The organism is Geotoga petraea (assembly GCF_900102615.1).
Classification (GTDB): Bacteria; Thermotogota; Thermotogae; order Petrotogales; family Petrotogaceae; genus Geotoga; species Geotoga petraea.
In genome coordinates, this window is the sequence record NZ_FMYV01000010.1 from 14,006 (window position 1) to 34,067 (window position 20,062).

Consider the following 20,062-nt stretch of genomic DNA (forward strand, 5'->3'; position numbering starts at 1 on the left):
CTATGTTGATGGAGGAATGTGGAGTTTTTGGAACTTATTTAAAAGAAGGTAATATAGCTCCTTCATACGTTGTTGAAGGGCTTATGGCTTTGCAACACAGAGGTCAAGAAGCAGCAGGAGTTTCTTATACAAAAGGCGAAAAAATAGAGAGCTTTAAAGAACTTGGAACAGTTGGAGCTATTTTCAATAAAAAAACCCTTTCAAATATGAAAGGGAAAATATCTATAGGGCATGTAAGGTATTCTACAAAAGGTACTCCCGATATCACTGGTGCACAACCATTTACAGCAAATTACGCTAATTCATCTTTCTCAATAGCCCATAACGGTCAGATAGAAAATTCAGAAAAACTGAAAAACGAACTGGAGAAAAAAGGGATCATTTTTTTGACGGACTCCGATACAGAAATTGTTTTGCACTTGTTGGTTTCTAAATTAAGAAAATCTCCAGATAAGTGGACGTTAGAAGAAATTTCAAAAATAATATTCGAAAATATTGGCCCATCATACTCACTAATCATAATGTTTAAAAACAGAATGATAGCAATAAGAGATAAAAAAGGATACAGACCTCTTTCTTTTTATGAAGACGAACACGGATATTATTTTTCTTCAGAAGATTGTGGTTTAAGATTTTTATCTCCAAACATGAAAAAGATAAGAGACGTAAAACCTGGAGAAGCAATCGAAATTACTGAAAAAGGTGTTAAAAATGTACAGTATGAAACGCAAAAATACAGTCATTGTTTTTTCGAACATGTGTATTTTTCAAGACCTGATTCAAATGTTTTCGGAAGAAATGCTCACCAAATGAGAGAAAGAATGGGAGAACAATGTGCGATAGAAAATCCTGTTGATGCAGACATTGTAGTTCCTGTTATGGAATCTGGACTTTCTGCAGCTATGGGATATTCAAAAATGTCTGGAATCCCTGTTGAAATGGGGTTGATCAGGAACAGATATATTGGGAGAACTTTCATACACCCAGAACAAACAGAAAGAAAAATAGGCGTAAAAAGAAAGCTAACCCCAATATACGAAGTGATAAAAAACAAAAGGATAATTTTGGTGGATGACTCAATAGTTAGGGGAACTACAATGACAGAAATAGTAGATTTGCTAAGGCAGTATAGAGCCAGAGAAGTTCATGTTAGAATATCTTCTCCTGCAGTAGTCTCAACATGTAGTTGGGGAGTAAATATTCCAGATAAAAAAGAATTAATAGCCAGTCAAAAGAATGTCAAACAAATTGAAAAACACATAAACGCTGATTCTTTGGGATATCTATCTTTAAAAGGCGTAAGAAAAATACTGAACTTTGATCATGAAAATTATTGTTTACATTGTTTTATAAAAAATAATTTGGAGGAATAAGCATGAATTATTCTGAAAGTGGCGTAAATATAAAAGAAGCAGATGAAATGGTTAATGAAATCAAATCATATATAGGACAAAATATAGGATTATACGGGGGACTATTCCCAATATACAAATATTTAAAAGATTATGAAAAACCTGTTCTTGTTTCTTCGACCGATGGCGTTGGGACTAAAATGATTCTTTTAGAAAAAGAAAATCGAATGGATATCGCAGCACAAGATCTAATAGCTATGAATGTCAACGATTTAGTTTGCATGGGAGCAAAACCTTTGTTTTTTATGGACTACTACGCTACTGGAAAACTAAAAAAAGAGCAGGCGAATATTTTTATAAAATCTTTATCAAAAATCTTAGAAGATATTGATTGCGAGTTACTCGGAGGGGAAACCGCCGAACTACCTGGATTATTCAACAAATCTTCTGTAGATGTTGGTGGATTTGTGGTTGGAATAGTTGAAGAAAATAAAATTTTAAAATTCCAAAATGTAGAAGAAAACGACATTGCCATAGGAATATCTTCTTCCGGAATTCACAGCAATGGTTATTCGTTGGTTAGAAAATTATTGGATGAAGGATTAATAGAGTACAATCCAAAAATAATAGAACCAACAAAATTATACGTAAAACAAACTCTGAAAATAACAGATTATATCCACGGAGCTGCTCATATAACTGGTGGCGGAATAGAAGGGAACTTGTCGAGAATTATTCCTAAAGGATTAGGAACAGAAATAGATTTCAACTGGGAAATGCCAAAAATTTTTGAAGATATTGCAAACTCTGGAGTAAAAATAAAAGAAATGTTCAATACTTTTAACATGGGGATAGGTATGGTCTATATTTTACCAGAGAAAAATTTTAAAAAAGTAGAAGAAATTTTAAACGAATTTGATGAAAAAGTTATGTTTAAATCTAAAATTACAAAATCAGATAAAAAAGTGATGATCAAATATTGAAAAAAATAGTAATTATGGCTTCTGGCAACGGAAGCAATTTTGAAAATATAGTAAAAAAATTGGGAAATCAAGTTGATATAGAACTTTTTAGTGAAAATAAAAATGCTTATGTAATTAAAAGAGCAGAAAAATTAAAGGTGAAAACCCATATTATAGATTTCAAATCTTATTATAGGGATGAATATGATGAAAAATTGTATAACCTTCTAAAAAAACAAACCCCTGAATTGATTGTTTTAGCTGGTTATATGAAATTACTATCTCCCAAAATAGTAGATAAATTTAAAATCATTAATATTCATCCCTCTCTTTTACCCGCTTTTCCAGGTGTCAATTCAATTAAAAAAGCATATAATTATGGAGTAAAAATAACTGGTGTGACAGTTCATTGGGTTGATAATGGAATTGACACTGGGAAAATAATAGAACAAAAATCTTTAAAAATCGATAAAGGTATTTCATTAGAAAAACTCGAGGAAAAAATCCATGAAATAGAACATGAAATTTACCCCTGTGTATTAAAAAAGCTGCTTGGCCTGTAACTCAGCATTTTACGCCTAACGCCTGTTGGAGTGAATGATAAAATCAATTGAGCACACTTGAAAAATCAAGTGTGCTTTTTATTTTGAAAAAATATATAAACAATAGTAGAATATGAATATGTAAAAATTGTTTCACAATTTTTGTTATTGGATGTTGGTTGTTAGTTGTTAAAATCTCCTCTGAATATATCAGAGGAGTGGACCACTTTATTGGTGGGGAGTTTAGGTACTTGGATAAAGACAATGAAGAAATATAAAAACTCCAATACTTTTCTTTTTTATATTTCTTCATTGTTTAATACATTGTTGAAAACTTTTGTGTATGTCATGTCTACTAAACGAAGTGCATGGAGACAACCCATCAATCAATTTTCGAAGAAAATTAGATCCCCTCTAAAATGGTTGTTAGAGGGGACGTGCGCAGCACAGGGGTGTTTTAGAGTTTTTAAAAATGCACTTAACCAACAACCTCCAACCAACAACAATATAAAGGAGTGATTCTTAGTGAAATACCCAAAGGCAAAAAAGGTTGACCAAGTAGATGATTATTTTGGTTATGAAGTTGAAGATCCTTATAGGTGGATGGAAAATGAGGATTCCGAAGACTTAAAAAAATGGATTGAAGAAGAGAATAAATTGACTTTTGATTACCTGAAAAAAATTCCATTTAGAAATAAAATAAAAAAAAGACTAAAAGAGCTAAATTCAGCGACTACTTACGGAGATAGTTTTTTAGCTGGAGATTACCTATTTTTCTATAAAAACGAAGCTGGAGAAAATCAACCAAAAATATATTTTCAAAAAGGCTTAGAAGGTAATGAAGAATTGTTTTTTGATCCAAATGAATTATCAGATGATGGAACAGTTTCTGTAACTATAAGTAGTTTTTCAAAGGATAATAAATACATTACTTTTAATATCTCAGAATCAGGTTCAGATTGGCAAAAGATTAAAGTTATGGATATTGAAAACAAAAAAATGTTGGATGATGAATTGAAAAAAATAAAGATGACGAATGTTTCTTGGTTTAAGAATGGATTTTTTTATTCTGGATTTGATCACAGCGCAGAAACTTTGTCTGAAAAAAATAAAAATTTGAAAGTTTATTACCATATTCTTGGTACGAAACAAGAAGAAGATATGATGATTTATGAAGATGAAATAAATCCAGAAAGATTTGTTTTTGGCAATGTAACTCATAACGAAAAATACATGTTCATCGAAACAACAGAAGGTACTTCTGGAAAAGAAGTTTTCATAAAAGATTTAAAAGAAAATTCTGAAGTTAAATTACTTTTCAAAGGTTTTGATTTTGAATACGATTATATTGGAGATATAGGGGATAGAGTCTTGTTCATGACAAATGAAGAAGCCCCCATGAACAAAATAATTCAAGTCGACCCAAAAACCATGGAAAAAAGTGATTTGATTCAAGAAACCATAAAATTTGATGAAGCCAGAGTTATTAAAAATCATATAGTCGTTAAATATATTGAAGATGTTAAATCAAAAGTTGTTATTTTTGACTACAACGGTGAAAAAGTTGAAGAAGTAATTCTTCCTGACAAAGGGCTGGCCTATCACCTTCAAGGAGATGAAGAATCCGAAGAACTCACTTTTCATTTCACCTCTTTCACTTATCCAGTTTCAATATTCAGTTTTGACACCAAAAACAAAAAACTGAAAAAATTAAAACAATCTGAATCACAAATAAATCCAGAAGACTTTTCAACAGAACAAATTTTCTATAAAAGTAAAGATGGAACAGAAATCCCAATGTTCATAATAAAGAAAAAAGGATTAAAATTAAACGGCGATAACCCAACTCTTTTATACGCTTATGGTGGGTTCAATATATCTTTGCCTCCTTTTTTTGATCCATTCAAAATATGGCTATTAGAAAACAACGGAATATTTGCAATGGCTAATATCCGTGGTGGTGGAGAGTATGGAGAAAAATGGCATAGAGGCGGAATGATGGACAACAAGCAAAATGTTTTCGATGACTTTATCTCAGCCGCAGAATATCTAATAGATAAAGGCTATACTTCAAAAGAAAAGCTTGCAATAGAGGGGAGGTCAAATGGAGGATTGTTGATTGGTGCTGTCATGAATCAAAGACCTGATCTTTTCAAAGTAGCTTTTCCAAGTGTCGGTGTTATGGATATGCTTAGATTCCAACATTTCACAATAGGTTGGGCCTGGAAAGTAGAGTATGGTAGCAGTGATAACAACAAAGAAGAATTTGAAAACTTGTATAGATACTCGCCTCTACACAACATAAGTGAAGAAAAAGATTACCCATCTACCATGGTTATAACAGCAGATCATGATGATAGAGTGGTTCCAGCACATTCTTTTAAATACACAGCTACTTTGCAAGAAAAATATAAAGGAAGTAATCCAATACTTATTAGAATAAACACAAAATCTGGACACGGTGCAGGAAGATCACTCGAAAAAACTATTGAAGAAAAAACAGATTTGTATTCTTTTATGTTTTTTGAAATGGGAGAAGAAATATGATATTTTCAAAAAGGGCGATTAATTAATCGTCCTTTTTTTAATGGTATAATTGAATAAACAACTATTATAGGAGTGACTTAGATGATATTTTTTCTTTTTACTGATTGGAGTGCAATTTGGTATCTACTATATATAGTTTTTTCGACATCTATTCTCATAATGGAAAGAAAAAGGCCTGAAAAAACTATGATTTGGATAGTTATTTTTATAGTTTTTCCACTTGTGGGTTTAACGTTGTACCTTCTTTTTGGGAGAAACTGGAAAAGAGAGAAGAATAGGTTGAACATTCAAACTGACGACTTAACAAAAGAATTATTCAACATATACAACACAAACTTGGAACTTGATAAATATAAACCTCTAACAAGTCTTTTTTCAAACAACAGTTATTCTCCTTTATACGGAAAAAATGAAATTAAAATCTACTATAAAGGTAAACAACTATTTGAAAATATTTTGAAAGATATAGATAAAGCAAAAAATCATATTCATCTTGAATACTATATTTTTAGAGACGATGTCATAGGCGAAAAAATAATAAACAAACTAATAGAAAAATCAAAACAGGGAATAGACGTTAAAATAATCGCTGATAAAATGGGTTCGGTTGAATTGAAAAGAAAAACGATCAAAAAAATGAGAAAAAATGGAATAGATTTCGTTTTTTACAGCTACGTATTTGCACCAATTTTAAGAGTGATAAACACGATGATTAACTACAGAAATCACAGAAAAATAATAGTTATAGATGGAGAGATTGGCTATACTGGTGGTTTCAATATAGGTGATGAGTATATTGAATCAAAAGAATTTGGGGAATGGCAAGACACTCACCTTCGCATTACAGGTGACTTTGTTTACGGACTTCAAGCGACTTTTTTGGATGATTTTAACAGAATTAAAGAAATCATGAAAGATAAATTTTTTGAATTACAGAATCTACAAAGATATTTTCCCGAACATTTGGAAAACTTGCAAGATTTAAAAATGCAGCTTATAAAAAGCGGTCCAGATTCAGATAACCCGGCAATAATGGAAGGTATTATGAAAATGATCAGCATAGCCAAAAAAAATGTATACATCACAACGCCCTATTTTATTCCGACTGATCAAATTTTATCTGCCTTGAAAATAGCGATTTTTTCAGGTGTCGATGTTTCGATTCTAATGCCAAAAAAAATAGACCATAAAGTAGTCAGATGGGCTTCTATGACATATTTAGAAGAAATAATAGATGTGGGTGGAAAAGTTTACTTATACGATGAAAATGTTTTTCTACATTCAAAATCTATAACAATTGATGGTGAAATATGTTCAGTAGGCTCCGCAAACATGGATGTAAGAAGTTATCTATTGAATTACGAATTAAACGCCGTAATATACGACGAAAAGATCACCCAAAATATTGAAAATGACTTTATCAAAAAAGTTGAGAAAAGCGAAATCCTAACAAAGTATTATTTTGAAAGAAGAAGTCTCTTCACAAAATACAAAGAATCCTTGGCAAGAATTTTCTCTAACATAATGTGATTGGGGGATATACAATGTATGATGTTTTAATAATAGGAGCAGGTATAATTGGCGCTTCAATAGCAAGAGAATTGAGCAAGTACAATTTAAAAATAGCATTATTGGAAAAAACAAAAGATGTGAGCAACGGTGCTTCAAAAGCAAATAGTGGGATTGTTCACGGTAAATATGCTGCAAAACATGGAACACTAAAAGCAAAAATGTGTTCTGAAGGTAGAGAATACTTTCCTAAACTGGAAAAAGAACTGAACTTTGGGTATAGAAAAACTGGTGCTTTGGTCCTTGGATTTGAAAAAGAAGATTTAGAGCCCATAAAAGAGTTAAGAAATAATGGAATAAAAAATGGTTCTGACCCTGATTCTTTGAAAATATTAAAAGGTGAAGAAATTCAAAAAATAGAACCAAAAATAAATCCAGAAACAAAATACGCACTATATGATCCCGAAGTGGGGGTATGCTCTCCTTATGAATTGACGATAGCCCTCGCTGAAAATGCAATAAAAAATGGAGTCGAATTATTTTTAGAAAACGATGTTCAAAATATAAAAAAAGACGGAGATTTTTTTATCGTCGAAACCGACAAAGATTCTTTTCAATCAAAAATAGTTGTTAACTGTGCTGGGGTGAATTCAGATAAAATTGCTAAAATGGTTAATGCAGACAACTTCAAAATACAGCCAAGAAAAGGGCAATATATAATATTTGAAAAAAATTCTGGTAAAAAGGTTAAAAACGTGGTTTTTCAGTTGCCAACAAAAAAAGGAAAAGGCGTTTTGGTAACTTCAACATACCACGGAAACTTGATGATTGGCCCAGATTCACAAGAAATCTTCAGTAGAGAAGACAAAGGAACAGACATTGAATCGTTGAAATACATTGTGGATACCGCTAAAAAATCTGTCCCAGATATTTTAGATAACAAGATGATTAGGTCTTTTTCTGGATTAAGGGCAACTCCTGATACCGGTGATTTTATAATAGAAGAAAGCAACGTGGAGAATTTTATAAATGTTGGGGGAATTGAATCTCCAGGCCTGACTTCTTCACCAGCAATTGCAAAAAAAGTTAAGGACCTAATCAAAAATAAAATAAAATTGACTAAAAATAAAAACTTTGACCCCCAGAGAAAGCCAATAATCATAAAAAAGAATTTGAGTAATGACGAAGTAAAAAAAAGACTCTTTATTGACTCATCTCCAGAAAAGATAATATGCAGATGTGAGCAAGTTACAGAAGGGGAAATTGTAGACGCTTTAAACAGAAATATCTTCATATCAACTTTAGATGGAGTAAAAAGAAGAACAAGAGCCGGAATGGGTTATTGTCAAGGGAATTTTTGTGGACCAAGAGTAAAAGAATTAATTGCCAGAGAGAACAACATTCCAAAAGATAAGATAACAAAAAGCGATGGTTCTGCTGGCGATTTTGAAAGGTTCAAAAAGTTCCACGAATTAAAATAAATTGGGGTGAAAAAAGTGGCAAAATATTATGCAGTGAGAAAGGGTAGAAATCCTGGAATATATAACAATTGGTCTGATTGTGAGAAACAAGTTAAAGGATTCAAAGAGGCAGAATACAAGAGTTTTAAAACTAAAAAAGAAGCAGAAAATTACCTCAATAATATAAAAAATGAGAAAAACATCTCATTAAAAGATGGTTTAACAGCCTATATTGACGGTTCCTATAACCACGAAAACAAAGAATACGGTTCTGGAATATACTTTGTAAAAAATGACCAAGAATATTTCTATTATTTCAAGGGGAATGATGAAAGATTCATCAAAAGCAGAAATGTCGCCGGCGAACTCATGGCAGCTATCTGGATAATGAAATATTGCATAGATAAAAATATTAAAAAATTGAACTTATTCTATGATTATGCTGGAATAGAAAAATGGGCAATTGGTGAGTGGAAAACCAACAAAGAACTAACAAAACTATACAAACAACTTTATGATTCTATAAAAGATAAATTAGAAATAGATTTTTTTAAAGTTGAGGCTCATTCTGGAGATGAAAAAAACGACATAGCAGATAACCTCGCCAAAAAATCTCTACAAGAAAATAAAATTGAAAATCTCGCAATTGATACTATTAAGCTATGACAGAAAATATAAATAATTCAAACAAAGGGATGATAAAAATGATATTATTGAAAGAAATAAACGAAGAAAACTTTTCCAAAATAGTCAAAATGCAAAAACAAGAATATGTTTCACCAAATGTTCTTTCTATTGCACAAGCTTATTTATTTCCAAAAGCAAAACCAAGAGCAATATATAACGAAAAAAATGAACTGGTTGGTTTTGTTATGTACGGCCCTGAACCAGACCAAAACAATCAAATATGGATTTGGAGATTATCTATCGATATCCCGTTTCAAGGAAAAGGATATGGAAGAGCTACTGTTAAAAAAGTCATAGAAAATGTTTTAGAAGAATATCCAGAAGAAAAACAACTTTGGCTTAGTACAAATCCAAATAACGAAAGAGCTATTAACCTATATACCAGTTTAGGATTTAAAGATACTGGAAAAATAGTTTACGACAATGAAAGTGTTTTCTTATATAACTTGAAATAGCCGAGTTTAAAAACTCAGCTATTTTTTTCTTCGTGTCTCACTCCCATGCTTATTGTAAATAAACCTATTAAAAATATTAAAGTTTCTCCATATCCCCCTAAATTACTATTATCATCAACCAATATAAAACCCCCTATTAAAATTATTCCCAATCCCAACAAACATAATTTTATTCCTTTCATGATCTCACCTCCGTATAAATTATAACTTAAACATAAAGTTAAATACCATACTAAAGTAATGTTTTTAACAATAAAGTTTAACTAATTATTATCTGCGATTGATAAAGATATTTATATATAATCCCTTTTTATTGTAAGCATAACTAATCAGCTACATATATCGACATTTTCAACAACAAAATCTTTTTGGTATAATAGTTGTCCTAAGCTAAACCTTTTCTTAAGGTTTAATAAAAAATAAAGGGGGAAAAATTATGTTCAGAAAGAAACTTTTGACTGTTTTTATCGGTATTCTTCTGATAACAAGTTTAGTTTTTGCTGCAAATATTTCAAATCACAAACTTGCTATTTTTGGAACTACTGATTTACATCAGTACATTATGCCATATGACTATATGGGGGATCAACCAGATGAAGAAATTGGAATATCAAAACTTTATACATTGATAGAAGATGCAAGAAAAACCTACAATAACTCTTTATTATTGAGTACAGGGGATATAATCCAAGGAAGTTTGGTTGGAGACTTTGAAGCAGAAGTGGAGCCTTTAAAAGGATTTGAATTTCAATCTGTAATCAAAGCTTTAAACGAAATGGATTTTGATGCAATTACAATTGGTAACCATGAAACAACAGACTTCGGAATAGAATTTTTTGAAAGAGCTAAAAACAATTCTACATTCCCATGGATTTCAGCAAATATAAAAAAGGTTTATGCTCCAAAAGAATATTTTGTTGAACCATATGTTATCGTTGAAAAATCTATTGATGGAATACCAATTAAAATAGCTATTATAGGTTTTACTCCACCACAGATAACTTCTTGGGGAAGAAGACATCTTGAAGGAGTTTTATATACAGAAGAAATAGTAGAACAAGCCAAAGCTTTTATTCCTTATCTTGAAGACAAAGTAGATCTTATAATAGCAAACGCCCATACAGGGATATCAACAGAATCTATCGATTCTTATGACGCAAGAGAGAATGCTGCTTATTATTTATCTCAAATAGATGGTATTGATGCTATGGTATTGGGCCATCAACATGAGGTATTCCCCGGTGGATTTGAAGGTATTGAAGGTATAGACAATGAAAAGGGGACTATTAATGGAGTTCCAGCTGTAATGCCAGGTTCATGGGGATCTCATTTAGGTACAATTGAACTTGATTTATCTTACAATTGGGACACAGGAGAATGGAAAGTGGAAAATAGCAAATCCATGCTAACTGCTGTTGATGAATCAGTGGAATCACATCCATTAATAGAAAAAATAGTAAAAGATAAACACGAAAAAACAATAGAATATGTCAGAACTCCAATTGGTGAAACAAAAATTGAAATAAACTCTTATCTTTCAAGAGTTATGGACAACCCTGTTACTCAAATAATAAATAACGCACAAATTTGGTGGGCAGAAAGAGAGTTCAAAGGTACAGAATATGAAGACTTACCAATATTAAGTGCTGCTGCTCCATTTATAGCTGGTAGAGAAGGACCTGGATACTTCACCTCAGTTAAAAAAGATATAACTATAGGTTCTGTAACAGATATATACATTTATCCTAATACTATATATGTTGGTAAATTAAATGGAGAACAAATCATTGATTGGTTAGAAAATGCTGGAAAAAATTTCAATCAAATTGACCTCAACACTAACCAAGTTCAACATATAGTGAACTACGATTTCAGAGCATATAACTTCGATGTTATTGAAGGTATTGAATATGTTTATGACATTTCAAAACCTGTTGGCGAAAGAGTAGTAGAAGCTACTTATAATGGAAAACCATTAACAAAAGATATGGAATTCATAATCGTTACTAATAATTATAGAGGAAGCGGTGGTGGAGGATTCCCTCATATCGCTGAAAATATAATTCTTGAAACTACAGAAATAAATAGAGAAGTTATCATAGAATATATTCAAAAGCAAGGAGTCGTTAACCCAGTTCCTACATACAACTGGTATTTAAAACCTCTAAATACAAGAGGAAATTTAATCTTCAGAACTTCTCCTGACGCAAAAGAATATTTATCAGAAAAGGATATAGACGGATTAGATTTTGATATGATTAATTCTGATGGTTGGGGAATTATAGAAGTTGAATTAGACGATTTAGAAGATTACTCATTAGAAAACCAAATGGAAGCTGTAAAATAAAACATAAATAATCAAAGGGGCCTATAAGGGTCCCTTTTTCTCTATTTTATTATTGTTCTATATTTTTGTTTTGGACTACTTGGTTTATTTGAAATCGTTCTTTATTTGTATAAACTCTTGAATCTCTTTTAACAATAGTTCCGTTTATATCAAAAAATACTGCTACATTTTTCAATTTCTTCACCTCCAAAATCATTTATTTTATTATAACATTAAAAAACGTCTGGTTCCCCAGACGTTTAAATATTTAATTTTTGTTTTGATTCATTTCTTCTTCAAATTTTTTGATTTGTTCTATAGAAATTCCCATGGCTTTCGAAATTGTTTTTTTCTGCTTTTACCAACAACGATTTTTCTGAAAGAAAAATCTTAACAACTATCAACAAACAACAGAAATAGCATCAGCTATTTCTAATTTCAATTCCCTTTTTAATCAACTCTTTTTTTAATCCTTTTGGTGTGAACTTCCCATAATGAAAAATTGACGCTGCCAGTGCTGCATCTGCTCCAGCTTCAAAAGCATCAACAAAATGCTGAACTTCACCTGCTCCCCCAGAAGCTATAACAGGAATATTGACAACAGAAGAAATAATTCTTATAAGTTCTAAGTCATACCCAGTTTGAACGCCGTCTGTATTCATCGAAGTTAAAAGAATCTCTCCAGCACCAAGATCTTCACATTTTTTTGCCCAATCAACTGCTTTCAAATCTGTCTTTATTTTTCCGCCGTCTATAAAAACAAAATAATCACCATCAATTTTCTTTGCGTCTATAGCTATAACAAGATTAGCACTCCCCAACAAATCGGAAGCTTCTTTAATAACATTTGGATTGTTTACCGCAGCTGAATTGAGAAACACTTTATCCGCACCTGATTTTATTATTTCAACAATATCTTTTGTCGACTTGATGCCGCCTCCCACTGTAAAAGGTATAAAAATATTCTCTCCTATCTCTTTTGCAAGTTCTTTTAAAGTAGCCCTCTTTTCATTAGTCGCAGTTATATCCAAAAAGACAATCTCATCTATTCCATTTTTCTCGTATTCTCTCGCCTTTTCTATGGGGTCTCCAGCATCTTTTAAGTTTTTGAAATTTACACCTTTTACAACTCTATTATCCTTAATATCCAGTGCAGCGATTATTCTTTTAGATAGCATCAAAATCACTTCCAAAAAGCTCTTTTGAATTTTCATAAAGGGCTTTCCCAGTTACAGCCCCATAAACCCCCCATTCACTCAAAAGGTCTAAATCCCTTTTATCTTTTATCCCACCAGCATAAATAACTCTTTCATCACCCCAAAATCTATCTATCTTTTCTATCCCAGAAAGAGTTCCATCTTTAGAAGTATCAGTAATAATGAATCTGTCTGTAAATTCTTTAAATTTATCAAAAGACTCTTTCAGTGTGTATTCTGATTTTTCGAGCCAACCTTTAGTCATAATGTTTTTACCAGAAAAATCAAGACTAATAGTTATTCCATCAAAATCATTGGTAACTCTTTTCAAAAAGTCTATGTCATAAGCAGCAGTGGAAATAATCACGTTATCAACACCAATCTCATAAGCTTTTTTAACGCTATCATAATCTCTGTAACCACCGCCAGTTTGAATTTTAATCCCCACATTTTTTTTGATATCTTTCAAAACATCCAAAATCTGAGGTGAACCCTCAAATGCCCCGTCAAGGTCTATAACATGCAGATAATCAAAATGTTTTGACAACTTTTTTGCTATATCAACTGGTTCTCCGTATATCTTGTAATCATCTTTTTTACCCTTTAAAAGTCTGACAACCTTTCCATTCATAATATCTATAGCGGGAAATATTTTCATATCACAACCTCCTAAAATTATCTAATAACTTTAAACCATTTTTCGAAGATTTTTCTGGATGAAATTGAACCCCAAAAACATTGTCTTTTTGAACAGCAGAGACAAAATCATATTCTCCATAATTTGTTTTTGAAATGGCGTAATTCGATTTATTCAAAAAATAAGAATGAACAAAATAAAAATATGATTCATCTTCTATTCCTTTAAAAAGCCTATTATCCCTTTCAACAAAAACCTTGTTCCACCCCATATGAGGTGTTTTTATATTTTCGAATCTCTCTATTTTCTCTTTTATAACAGACAACCCTTCTTCTTTTCCCTCTTCACTACTTGAAAACAGGATTTGAAATCCAAGACATATCCCCAAAAAAGGCTTTCCCTTGTCTATGTGTTCGAAAATATAACTTTTTATACCAGACAATTCTTTCATGGCTTTATCAAAAGAGCCCACACCGGGGAAGATAATCTTATCTGCCTTTTTAATATCTTCCAATTTAGAGCTTACAATTCCTCCAACAGCTTTTTGTACATTGGAAACATTCGCTATTGGAGGATCTATAATAACAATATTTTGCATTTAAATCATCCCTTTTGTACTAACTATCTTTTCTGATTGTCCTGTAGCTTCTTTGAGTGCCATCCCCAGTGATTTAAAACCACCTTCTATGATGTGGTGGGCATTTATACCAGATAATTGTTTAATGTGTATTGTTGCTGGTAGATTTGAGGACAATGCATTTATAAACTCTCTGAAATTACCTATTTCAAAACCCTTTTCCTCTTCTTTTATATCAAGCTCTATTGTAGAATAAGCCCTCGAAATATCAACAGCTGCCAAAATCAAAGCATCATCCATCGGAACTATCTTTGTTGAAAATCTGTTGATTTTTTTGTCAGATATTTTTTCTCTCAAAAATTGTGCTGTAGTGATAGCTGAATCTTCCCATAAATGGTGAATCAAGTCAAAATCAGCTTTAAAACTAACATTTAACCCCATATAATAAAATAATGTCTTCATCATGTGAGAAAAGATCTTGTCTTCACACTGTATAATCAATTCATCATTTTCTATAATTTCTATATCAGTTTCAAGGGTTTTCCTTCTCATTTTCTCACCTCCATAGACTTTCTATGTTGTGGCATATTCTCAATCTCTGCAAGCCTAATACCAAGCTTTCTGTTATTCATATAATCCTCTTTATCCATCTTTGCAACGCTCATAACTCTCATAAAATCAAAAACAGATAAAACAGATCCAAACCTTGCTGAATTTCCAGTTGGTAAAACATGGTTTGTCCCTATAAAATAATCCGCCGAAGGAACAGGAGTATAGTCGCCAAGATAAACAGCCCCAGCGTTGTAAACCAAACTCAACAAATATTCGGGATCTTCCGTCATGATTTCCAAATGCTCAGGTGCTATTTCATTTGCTCTATCCGCACATTTTTCCAAATCATCTTCCAAATATTTGACAACATCATCTGATTCTATAGAATCATATATTTTTTTAGAATTGGTAACCAACCAAGCTTTTGAATCCTCACCATGCTCTTTTTGAGACAACAAATCGTTCAAAATATACTCTGGGTTGGCATTCTCGTCTGCAATAACGCATATTTCCGAAGGCCCAGCAAGAGAGTCAATCCCAACATCTCCAAAAACCTGTCTTTTAGCCTCGTTGACAAACTTGTTCCCAGGGCCAAAAATCTTATCCACTTTTTCCATCCCAATTCCATAAGTCATTGTAGCTATAGCCTGAATACCACCGACTTTGTAAATTTCTTTAATTCCAAGTTTTTTGGCAATATACAAAATATATTCGTTGATCTTTCCATCTTTTGGCGGGCTTACAAGGACTATCTCTTTCACCCCAGCTATAATAGCTGGAATAGCAGTCATCATAACTGTAGAAGGCAAAGGCTTACCACCAGGTATATACAGTCCAACTCTTCTTATAGGTCTCTTAACAAGACCAAACAAAGAGTTGTTGTCCTTATACATCATGTCTTTCAAAACTTCTTTTTCATGGTATCTCTTAATCCTTTCAATCGTTTCATCTATTATTTTTTTGTCTTCATCTGGTATAGAATTTATGGTTTCGTACTCGTCTTCACTAACCAAAATATCTCCTTCATAATCGTCAAATTCTTTGGAGTATTTCTTCAAGGCTTCCATTTTATTTTCTTTCAAATCATCCAATATTTCAGATACATATTTTTGTAAATTCATATAGAAACCTCCTTCAAATTTTTTATAATCTCTTTGATCTCTTTGTTCTTTCTCTTCATAGAAATTCTGTTGACTATCAACACAGAGCTAATATCCTTAATATTTTCGATCTCTTTCAATCCATTTTCTTTCAGTGTTCGTCCTGTATCCACAATATCCACTATGGCATCAGCAACTCCCGTTTTAACAGCCAGCTCTATAGCCCCGTGCAGTTTAATGGTTTTCACTTTCACGCCTATAGAATCAAAAAACTTTTGGGTGATATTCGGAAATTTCGTTGCAATTGTGTAGCCTTCCATCTTTGAAACGTCTAAATCCTTCTCTTTTTCAACTATCACACTCATCCTACACTCCCCAAAAGGGAGCTTCAAAGGAATATAAACATCGTTATTTCTCTCGAGAACTACATCCAAACCACAAATGCCTATATCAATTCCATTTTCAACATACACTGGAACATCAAAAACTCTGGAATAAAAAAAGCTGTAATCATCGTTTATATTTGTGAGTTTTCTTCCCTCTGGTTCTTTTATTTCTATACCACTTTTAATGAAATACTCTTTAGATTTATTCAAAAGTCTTCCAGATGGAAGAACTATATTCAAACTCATTTCTCTCTCCTCCTTAAAATCTCTTCAATCAAATTCAAGTCTATGGCCATCCCACAAGATTTTTCATTGTTTATAAAATAATTCCCACCATTAACTATCGCATAACCCAACTCATCTGTGTAAAGTTCAAAAACCAAATCATCATAATAATTCATATATTTCAAAGTCCCATAATCCACAAAAATGTTGTCTTTATCGAATTTTTTCAAAATTTCATTTATAGGTTCATAATTTGTCTTATTCTCTCTGTAGTTTATAATTTCATCTATCTTCACTTTTACTTCGTCAGAAACTTTCAAATTATCAAAATACTCAATATCCCTTTTTTCCAAAGCCTTAAAAAACTCTTTCTTATCCAATTCGTTCTCATTTATTATCTTTTCAAACTTTTTTATAGAACTAAGATCGATATAGAAATTCTCAATCCCCAAAAGGTTCATAAAATCATAAAGCAAATTCAAAATTAACTCTTCAGGGTTCTCTATTCCTATTATTTCTATACCCAGTTTCAATTTAGAATTTATCCCATCATTCTCTTTTGTTATGTAGAAAAACTTTTCTTCTATACTGGCTTTTTGTTCGCTGATAATCCAAGAAGTCACATCTGGGTTCAAAAGATAAAAATCTTTCCCGTCTGAAAATTTTAATCCACTTTCAATGTTCTCATTGTACTTAACAATAGAATCAGGAAAAAATTCCCAAAAACCAACGCTGATAAGATGATTTCTCAACACACTCAATATATTAAAAATTTTCTTTGATCTGCTAAAAATATCCTTTTCCATAATTACACCTCCCAATTGATATAAAAAAAACCGGTCACGTAAAAAAACGCGACCGGCATCATTATTGATTAAATCAGTACACCAAAAATTGGCGTGCTGAGATGCGGCCACGCCATGTATGATGCATATTATTTATTTTTAAAATCATTCTATTAAACATACCTATCATTCCTTTTACTTTTTATTCCCCTCTGAAATGATCGTTAGAGGGGTGTCAGTGAAACTGACGGGGTGTTTTAGAGTTTCTGAATTTAATTCTCCTCTTAATGTGTAAGAGGGGTGCTGCTCTTTGCAGGGAGTTTAGACTTTAGCTTTTTTATTCTCCTCTAAATGTTTTAGAGGAGTCCCTGTGAAACAGGGGAGGAGTTTAGGCCTTTTGTTTTTGTTTTTTAATCCCCTCTGAAATGACCATTAGAGGGGTGTCAGTGAAACTGACAGGGTGTTTTAGAGTTTCTGAATTTATATTTTTCCAACAACAAACAACAAACAACCAACAACAAAAATTGTGAAACAATTTTTATAATGTCATTCTGAGCGACGATTTTTGGAGTCGAAGAATCTCAGGTTTTAATGTTTTTCCTCCAACAGCAAATTTTAATACTGTCATCTCGACCTTGCTTTTGTCACTCTGAGCCTGTCGAAGAGTCTATTTTATAACTAAGTAAAATTTGCTTCTCTTCTAACAACCAAAAACAAACAACCAACAACAAAAATTGTGAAACAATTTTTATAATGTCATTCTGAGCGACGATTTTTGGAGCCGAAGAATCTCAGGTTTTTGCCTTTGATCTTTCCAACAACAAAAAACTATTAACAAACAACCGAGAAATTGCAACAACAATTTCTCTTAAATAATACCTCAAATAATTCGCCTTGTCGATCATTTCATCTTTTCAAATTCATAATTATCTGTCATAATTTTACCTTTAGTTCTTGCAAGCAGCTCAAAATCATCATATTCTTTCAATCCATAACTTTTTAAAATTTCTTGTATATCGGGTCTTTTTTCATCTGGAAGTCTACTTTTAAAAAAAGCAAACATTTTATTATTTATAAATTTATTTCCCTTTGATTTTGCAAAGAAAATCTTTTTATTATTCTTTAAATAATTTTCATCATACTCAAACACATACCCTTCTGGGATTTTTTTTAAATACCCAACTGTTATTTTCTCTTTTTTTCCATTATGAACAACTCTTAATTCATTCATTATCAATCACCTCAATTAACTTATTTCTTCTATTAATTATTAATGTTTTTAAAAATTTTTTATAAAATTCATCAATTATTTCTTTAGGTATATTATCCAGTATTTTTTCAATATTCTTATCATAAAGACTTTCTTTTAAATTATAACTGAAATTCATTAAAATATCTTTATAATGATTCTTAAGATATTTTACAATATCAAAATGTCTTCTTATATTTCTATCATTTAATTTTAATAATGATTTTGAATTACTAGATAAAACTGAATTTTGATATCTTTTATCTTTATAAAATTGTTTAATTTTTTTATCTGTTAAGTTGAAACCTAGGGAGGGACTATGATCATATAAAGGAGCAAAAAAATATTCTCCTTCTTTGTTATATAACCCCCAATTACTATGATGTCTATCACTATTACCTATTAAAGCATCAAATAATATCATACTGATATAGTCTTCTATTAAATCTTCTCCATTCAAGTGTTCAAGTATTTCTAAACACAATTCAAAAGAATAATCCTTACCATTATTTTCATTTTTCATTGTATTAAAATCATAATTTGGGTATTCATCCATAATAAATTTTACTATTTCAAAATACTCTATATTGGACTCTTTATCTTTAAAATTATAGCTTATTGATCCTACACTATCATTTAAATTAGCGAAATCATATTTAGCTACAGAAATATTTAATAACTCACCAATTTCATAGGCTATTTTTTCAGATACATGTTCCCTAGTATTAGGTTTTATAAACTTAAACAGAACTTCTTCTTTATTATTTCTAAACCAATATTTTTTATTTCTACCAGATGTAATTAGCCCTTTATCCAAATTCCATTCTTTATCATTTAAATTTATTATTTTATACAATTTAATCACCTTTTATTTTTTATATTTTAATTATAGCATCTTTTTTAAAAAATAAATTACAATAATTCGCCTTGTCAACTGAAAGGTTCCCTTCTTATTTCTATGAAATTGAAACCGTTAATAATTAAATGTTCTACAGCATCTTTTGTTTTTACCGACTCTATTTTCAAGTTAGGATATAATTATATTAGATAGAAAATAATTCAAGAATGAAAGGAGGTGAATTTTATGTATAGTTTATTAAAAAAGGTTTCAGAATATCCTAAAGCTAAAAATACTATTATCGGTTATCAAAAAAATAAATATATTAATTCCATATGGAAATTAATCTCTGAAAGCCGTCTAAAAAAGGAAGTTAAAGAAGATAAACCATATTTTACTAAAGATACTAAACATAACATAGCTAAAATATACAATGATAAAAATAATAACTTGAGAACAACTCCAGATGAATCATTAAATAATAATCTCCAAAAAATAAAGCAACATAAAACTAATTATAGATTCAATTTATTTAAATGATTACTAAAAAAATAACCTACCAAAAGGTAGGTTATTTTTAATATTATAAGTTCATAATATATTTCAAATGATAACTCAATCTTGTTTTTTCAAGATCTCTTTTGAACTTGGATTTTTTAAGATTCATGATAAAAATC

At 31.0% G+C, this 20,062-nt stretch carries 21 protein-coding genes; 10 read left to right on the forward strand and 11 right to left on the reverse strand.

The window, feature by feature from the left end; genetic code table 11:
- Window positions 1–2 precede the first annotated feature (2 nt).
- From purF to BLS00_RS09655, 8 genes are all read left to right on the forward strand, one after another.
- A complete protein-coding gene (purF, locus tag BLS00_RS09615) occupies window positions 3–1,373 on the forward strand; it encodes an amidophosphoribosyltransferase (RefSeq protein ID WP_091405412.1) in 1,371 nt (456 codons plus the stop codon).
- A 2-nt stretch (window positions 1,374–1,375) separates the two neighbouring features.
- Window positions 1,376–2,335 (forward strand): phosphoribosylformylglycinamidine cyclo-ligase, encoded by a 960-nt coding sequence (gene purM / locus BLS00_RS09620; protein WP_091405415.1) that lies wholly within the window; start codon window positions 1,376–1,378, stop codon window positions 2,333–2,335.
- Window positions 2,332–2,877 (forward strand): phosphoribosylglycinamide formyltransferase, encoded by a 546-nt coding sequence (gene purN, locus BLS00_RS09625; protein WP_244885752.1) that lies wholly within the window; start codon window positions 2,332–2,334, stop codon window positions 2,875–2,877. The genes purM and purN overlap by 4 nt, the downstream gene beginning before the upstream one ends.
- Before the next feature lie 504 nt (window positions 2,878–3,381).
- Window positions 3,382–5,403 carry a prolyl oligopeptidase family serine peptidase gene (locus BLS00_RS09635; RefSeq protein WP_218119813.1) on the forward strand — a complete coding sequence of 674 codons (2,022 nt, stop codon included), beginning with the start codon at window positions 3,382–3,384 and terminating at the stop codon, window positions 5,401–5,403.
- An 81-nt stretch (window positions 5,404–5,484) separates the two neighbouring features.
- Complete coding sequence (gene cls, locus BLS00_RS09640; protein ID WP_091405420.1) at window positions 5,485–6,933, forward strand: cardiolipin synthase; 1,449 nt, start codon at window positions 5,485–5,487, stop codon at window positions 6,931–6,933.
- A 14-nt stretch (window positions 6,934–6,947) separates the two neighbouring features.
- The gene (locus BLS00_RS09645; protein ID WP_091405423.1) at window positions 6,948–8,393 is read left to right on the forward strand and encodes an NAD(P)/FAD-dependent oxidoreductase; all 1,446 of its coding nucleotides are present in this window, start codon (window positions 6,948–6,950) and stop codon (window positions 8,391–8,393) included.
- A gap of 15 nt (window positions 8,394–8,408) precedes the next feature.
- A complete protein-coding gene (locus BLS00_RS09650) occupies window positions 8,409–9,038 on the forward strand; it encodes a ribonuclease H1 domain-containing protein (protein WP_091405426.1) in 630 nt (209 codons plus the stop codon).
- On the forward strand, window positions 9,035–9,514 hold the full coding sequence (locus tag BLS00_RS09655) for a GNAT family N-acetyltransferase (RefSeq protein WP_091405428.1): 480 nt from the start codon (window positions 9,035–9,037) through the stop codon (window positions 9,512–9,514). Before BLS00_RS09650 ends, BLS00_RS09655 begins: the two co-directional genes overlap by 4 nt.
- A 14-nt stretch (window positions 9,515–9,528) precedes the next feature.
- On the opposite strand, the gene BLS00_RS10655 is transcribed toward BLS00_RS09655, so the two are convergent.
- Complete coding sequence (locus BLS00_RS10655; protein ID WP_091405431.1) at window positions 9,529–9,696, reverse strand: hypothetical protein; 168 nt, start codon at window positions 9,694–9,696, stop codon at window positions 9,529–9,531.
- 254 nt (window positions 9,697–9,950) lie between these two features.
- Here BLS00_RS10655 and BLS00_RS09665 point away from each other — a divergent pair, with 254 nt between their 5' ends.
- The gene (locus BLS00_RS09665) at window positions 9,951–11,861 is read left to right on the forward strand and encodes a bifunctional 2',3'-cyclic-nucleotide 2'-phosphodiesterase/3'-nucleotidase (protein ID WP_091405433.1); all 1,911 of its coding nucleotides are present in this window, start codon (window positions 9,951–9,953) and stop codon (window positions 11,859–11,861) included.
- Between the two features lie 49 nt (window positions 11,862–11,910).
- On the opposite strand, the gene BLS00_RS10865 is transcribed toward BLS00_RS09665, so the two are convergent.
- From BLS00_RS10865 to BLS00_RS09710, 10 genes are all read right to left on the reverse strand, one after another.
- Window positions 11,911–12,036 carry a hypothetical protein gene (locus BLS00_RS10865; RefSeq protein ID WP_259700020.1) on the reverse strand — a complete coding sequence of 42 codons (126 nt, stop codon included), beginning with the start codon at window positions 12,034–12,036 and terminating at the stop codon, window positions 11,911–11,913.
- A gap of 226 nt (window positions 12,037–12,262) precedes the next feature.
- Window positions 12,263–13,018, reverse strand: coding sequence for an imidazole glycerol phosphate synthase subunit HisF (gene hisF, locus BLS00_RS09670; protein WP_091405504.1), 756 nt, complete (start codon window positions 13,016–13,018; stop codon window positions 12,263–12,265).
- Window positions 13,008–13,694, reverse strand: a complete 687-nt coding sequence (gene hisA / locus BLS00_RS09675; RefSeq protein ID WP_091405435.1) for a 1-(5-phosphoribosyl)-5-((5-phosphoribosylamino)methylideneamino)imidazole-4-carboxamide isomerase — start codon at window positions 13,692–13,694, stop codon at window positions 13,008–13,010. Before hisA ends, hisF begins: the two co-directional genes overlap by 11 nt.
- A 1-nt stretch (window position 13,695) precedes the next feature.
- A complete protein-coding gene (gene hisH / locus BLS00_RS09680; protein ID WP_091405438.1) occupies window positions 13,696–14,271 on the reverse strand; it encodes an imidazole glycerol phosphate synthase subunit HisH in 576 nt (191 codons plus the stop codon).
- Complete coding sequence (locus BLS00_RS09685; protein ID WP_091405441.1) at window positions 14,272–14,802, reverse strand: imidazoleglycerol-phosphate dehydratase; 531 nt, start codon at window positions 14,800–14,802, stop codon at window positions 14,272–14,274. It lies immediately after the preceding gene.
- Window positions 14,799–15,923: a histidinol dehydrogenase gene (hisD, locus tag BLS00_RS09690; protein WP_091405444.1), complete on the reverse strand. Its 1,125-nt coding sequence runs from the start codon at window positions 15,921–15,923 to the stop codon at window positions 14,799–14,801. Before hisD ends, BLS00_RS09685 begins: the two co-directional genes overlap by 4 nt.
- Complete coding sequence (gene hisG / locus BLS00_RS09695; protein ID WP_375338215.1) at window positions 15,920–16,528, reverse strand: ATP phosphoribosyltransferase; 609 nt, start codon at window positions 16,526–16,528, stop codon at window positions 15,920–15,922. The genes hisD and hisG overlap by 4 nt, the downstream gene beginning before the upstream one ends.
- Before the next feature lie 2 nt (window positions 16,529–16,530).
- Entirely contained in the window at window positions 16,531–17,319 is a 789-nt protein-coding gene (locus BLS00_RS09700) for an ATP phosphoribosyltransferase regulatory subunit (RefSeq protein ID WP_091405453.1), read from the reverse strand.
- Window positions 17,320–18,199: 880 nt separating this feature from the next.
- The gene (locus BLS00_RS09705) at window positions 18,200–18,529 is read right to left on the reverse strand and encodes a HipA N-terminal domain-containing protein (RefSeq protein ID WP_091405456.1); all 330 of its coding nucleotides are present in this window, start codon (window positions 18,527–18,529) and stop codon (window positions 18,200–18,202) included.
- Window positions 18,522–19,403 (reverse strand): HipA domain-containing protein, encoded by an 882-nt coding sequence (locus tag BLS00_RS09710; protein WP_091405459.1) that lies wholly within the window; start codon window positions 19,401–19,403, stop codon window positions 18,522–18,524. Before BLS00_RS09710 ends, BLS00_RS09705 begins: the two co-directional genes overlap by 8 nt.
- A 228-nt stretch (window positions 19,404–19,631) precedes the next feature.
- Between BLS00_RS09710 and BLS00_RS09715 the strand changes: the two genes are divergently transcribed.
- The gene (locus tag BLS00_RS09715; protein WP_091405461.1) at window positions 19,632–19,925 is read left to right on the forward strand and encodes a hypothetical protein; all 294 of its coding nucleotides are present in this window, start codon (window positions 19,632–19,634) and stop codon (window positions 19,923–19,925) included.
- Window positions 19,926–20,062: the final 137 nt, after the last annotated feature.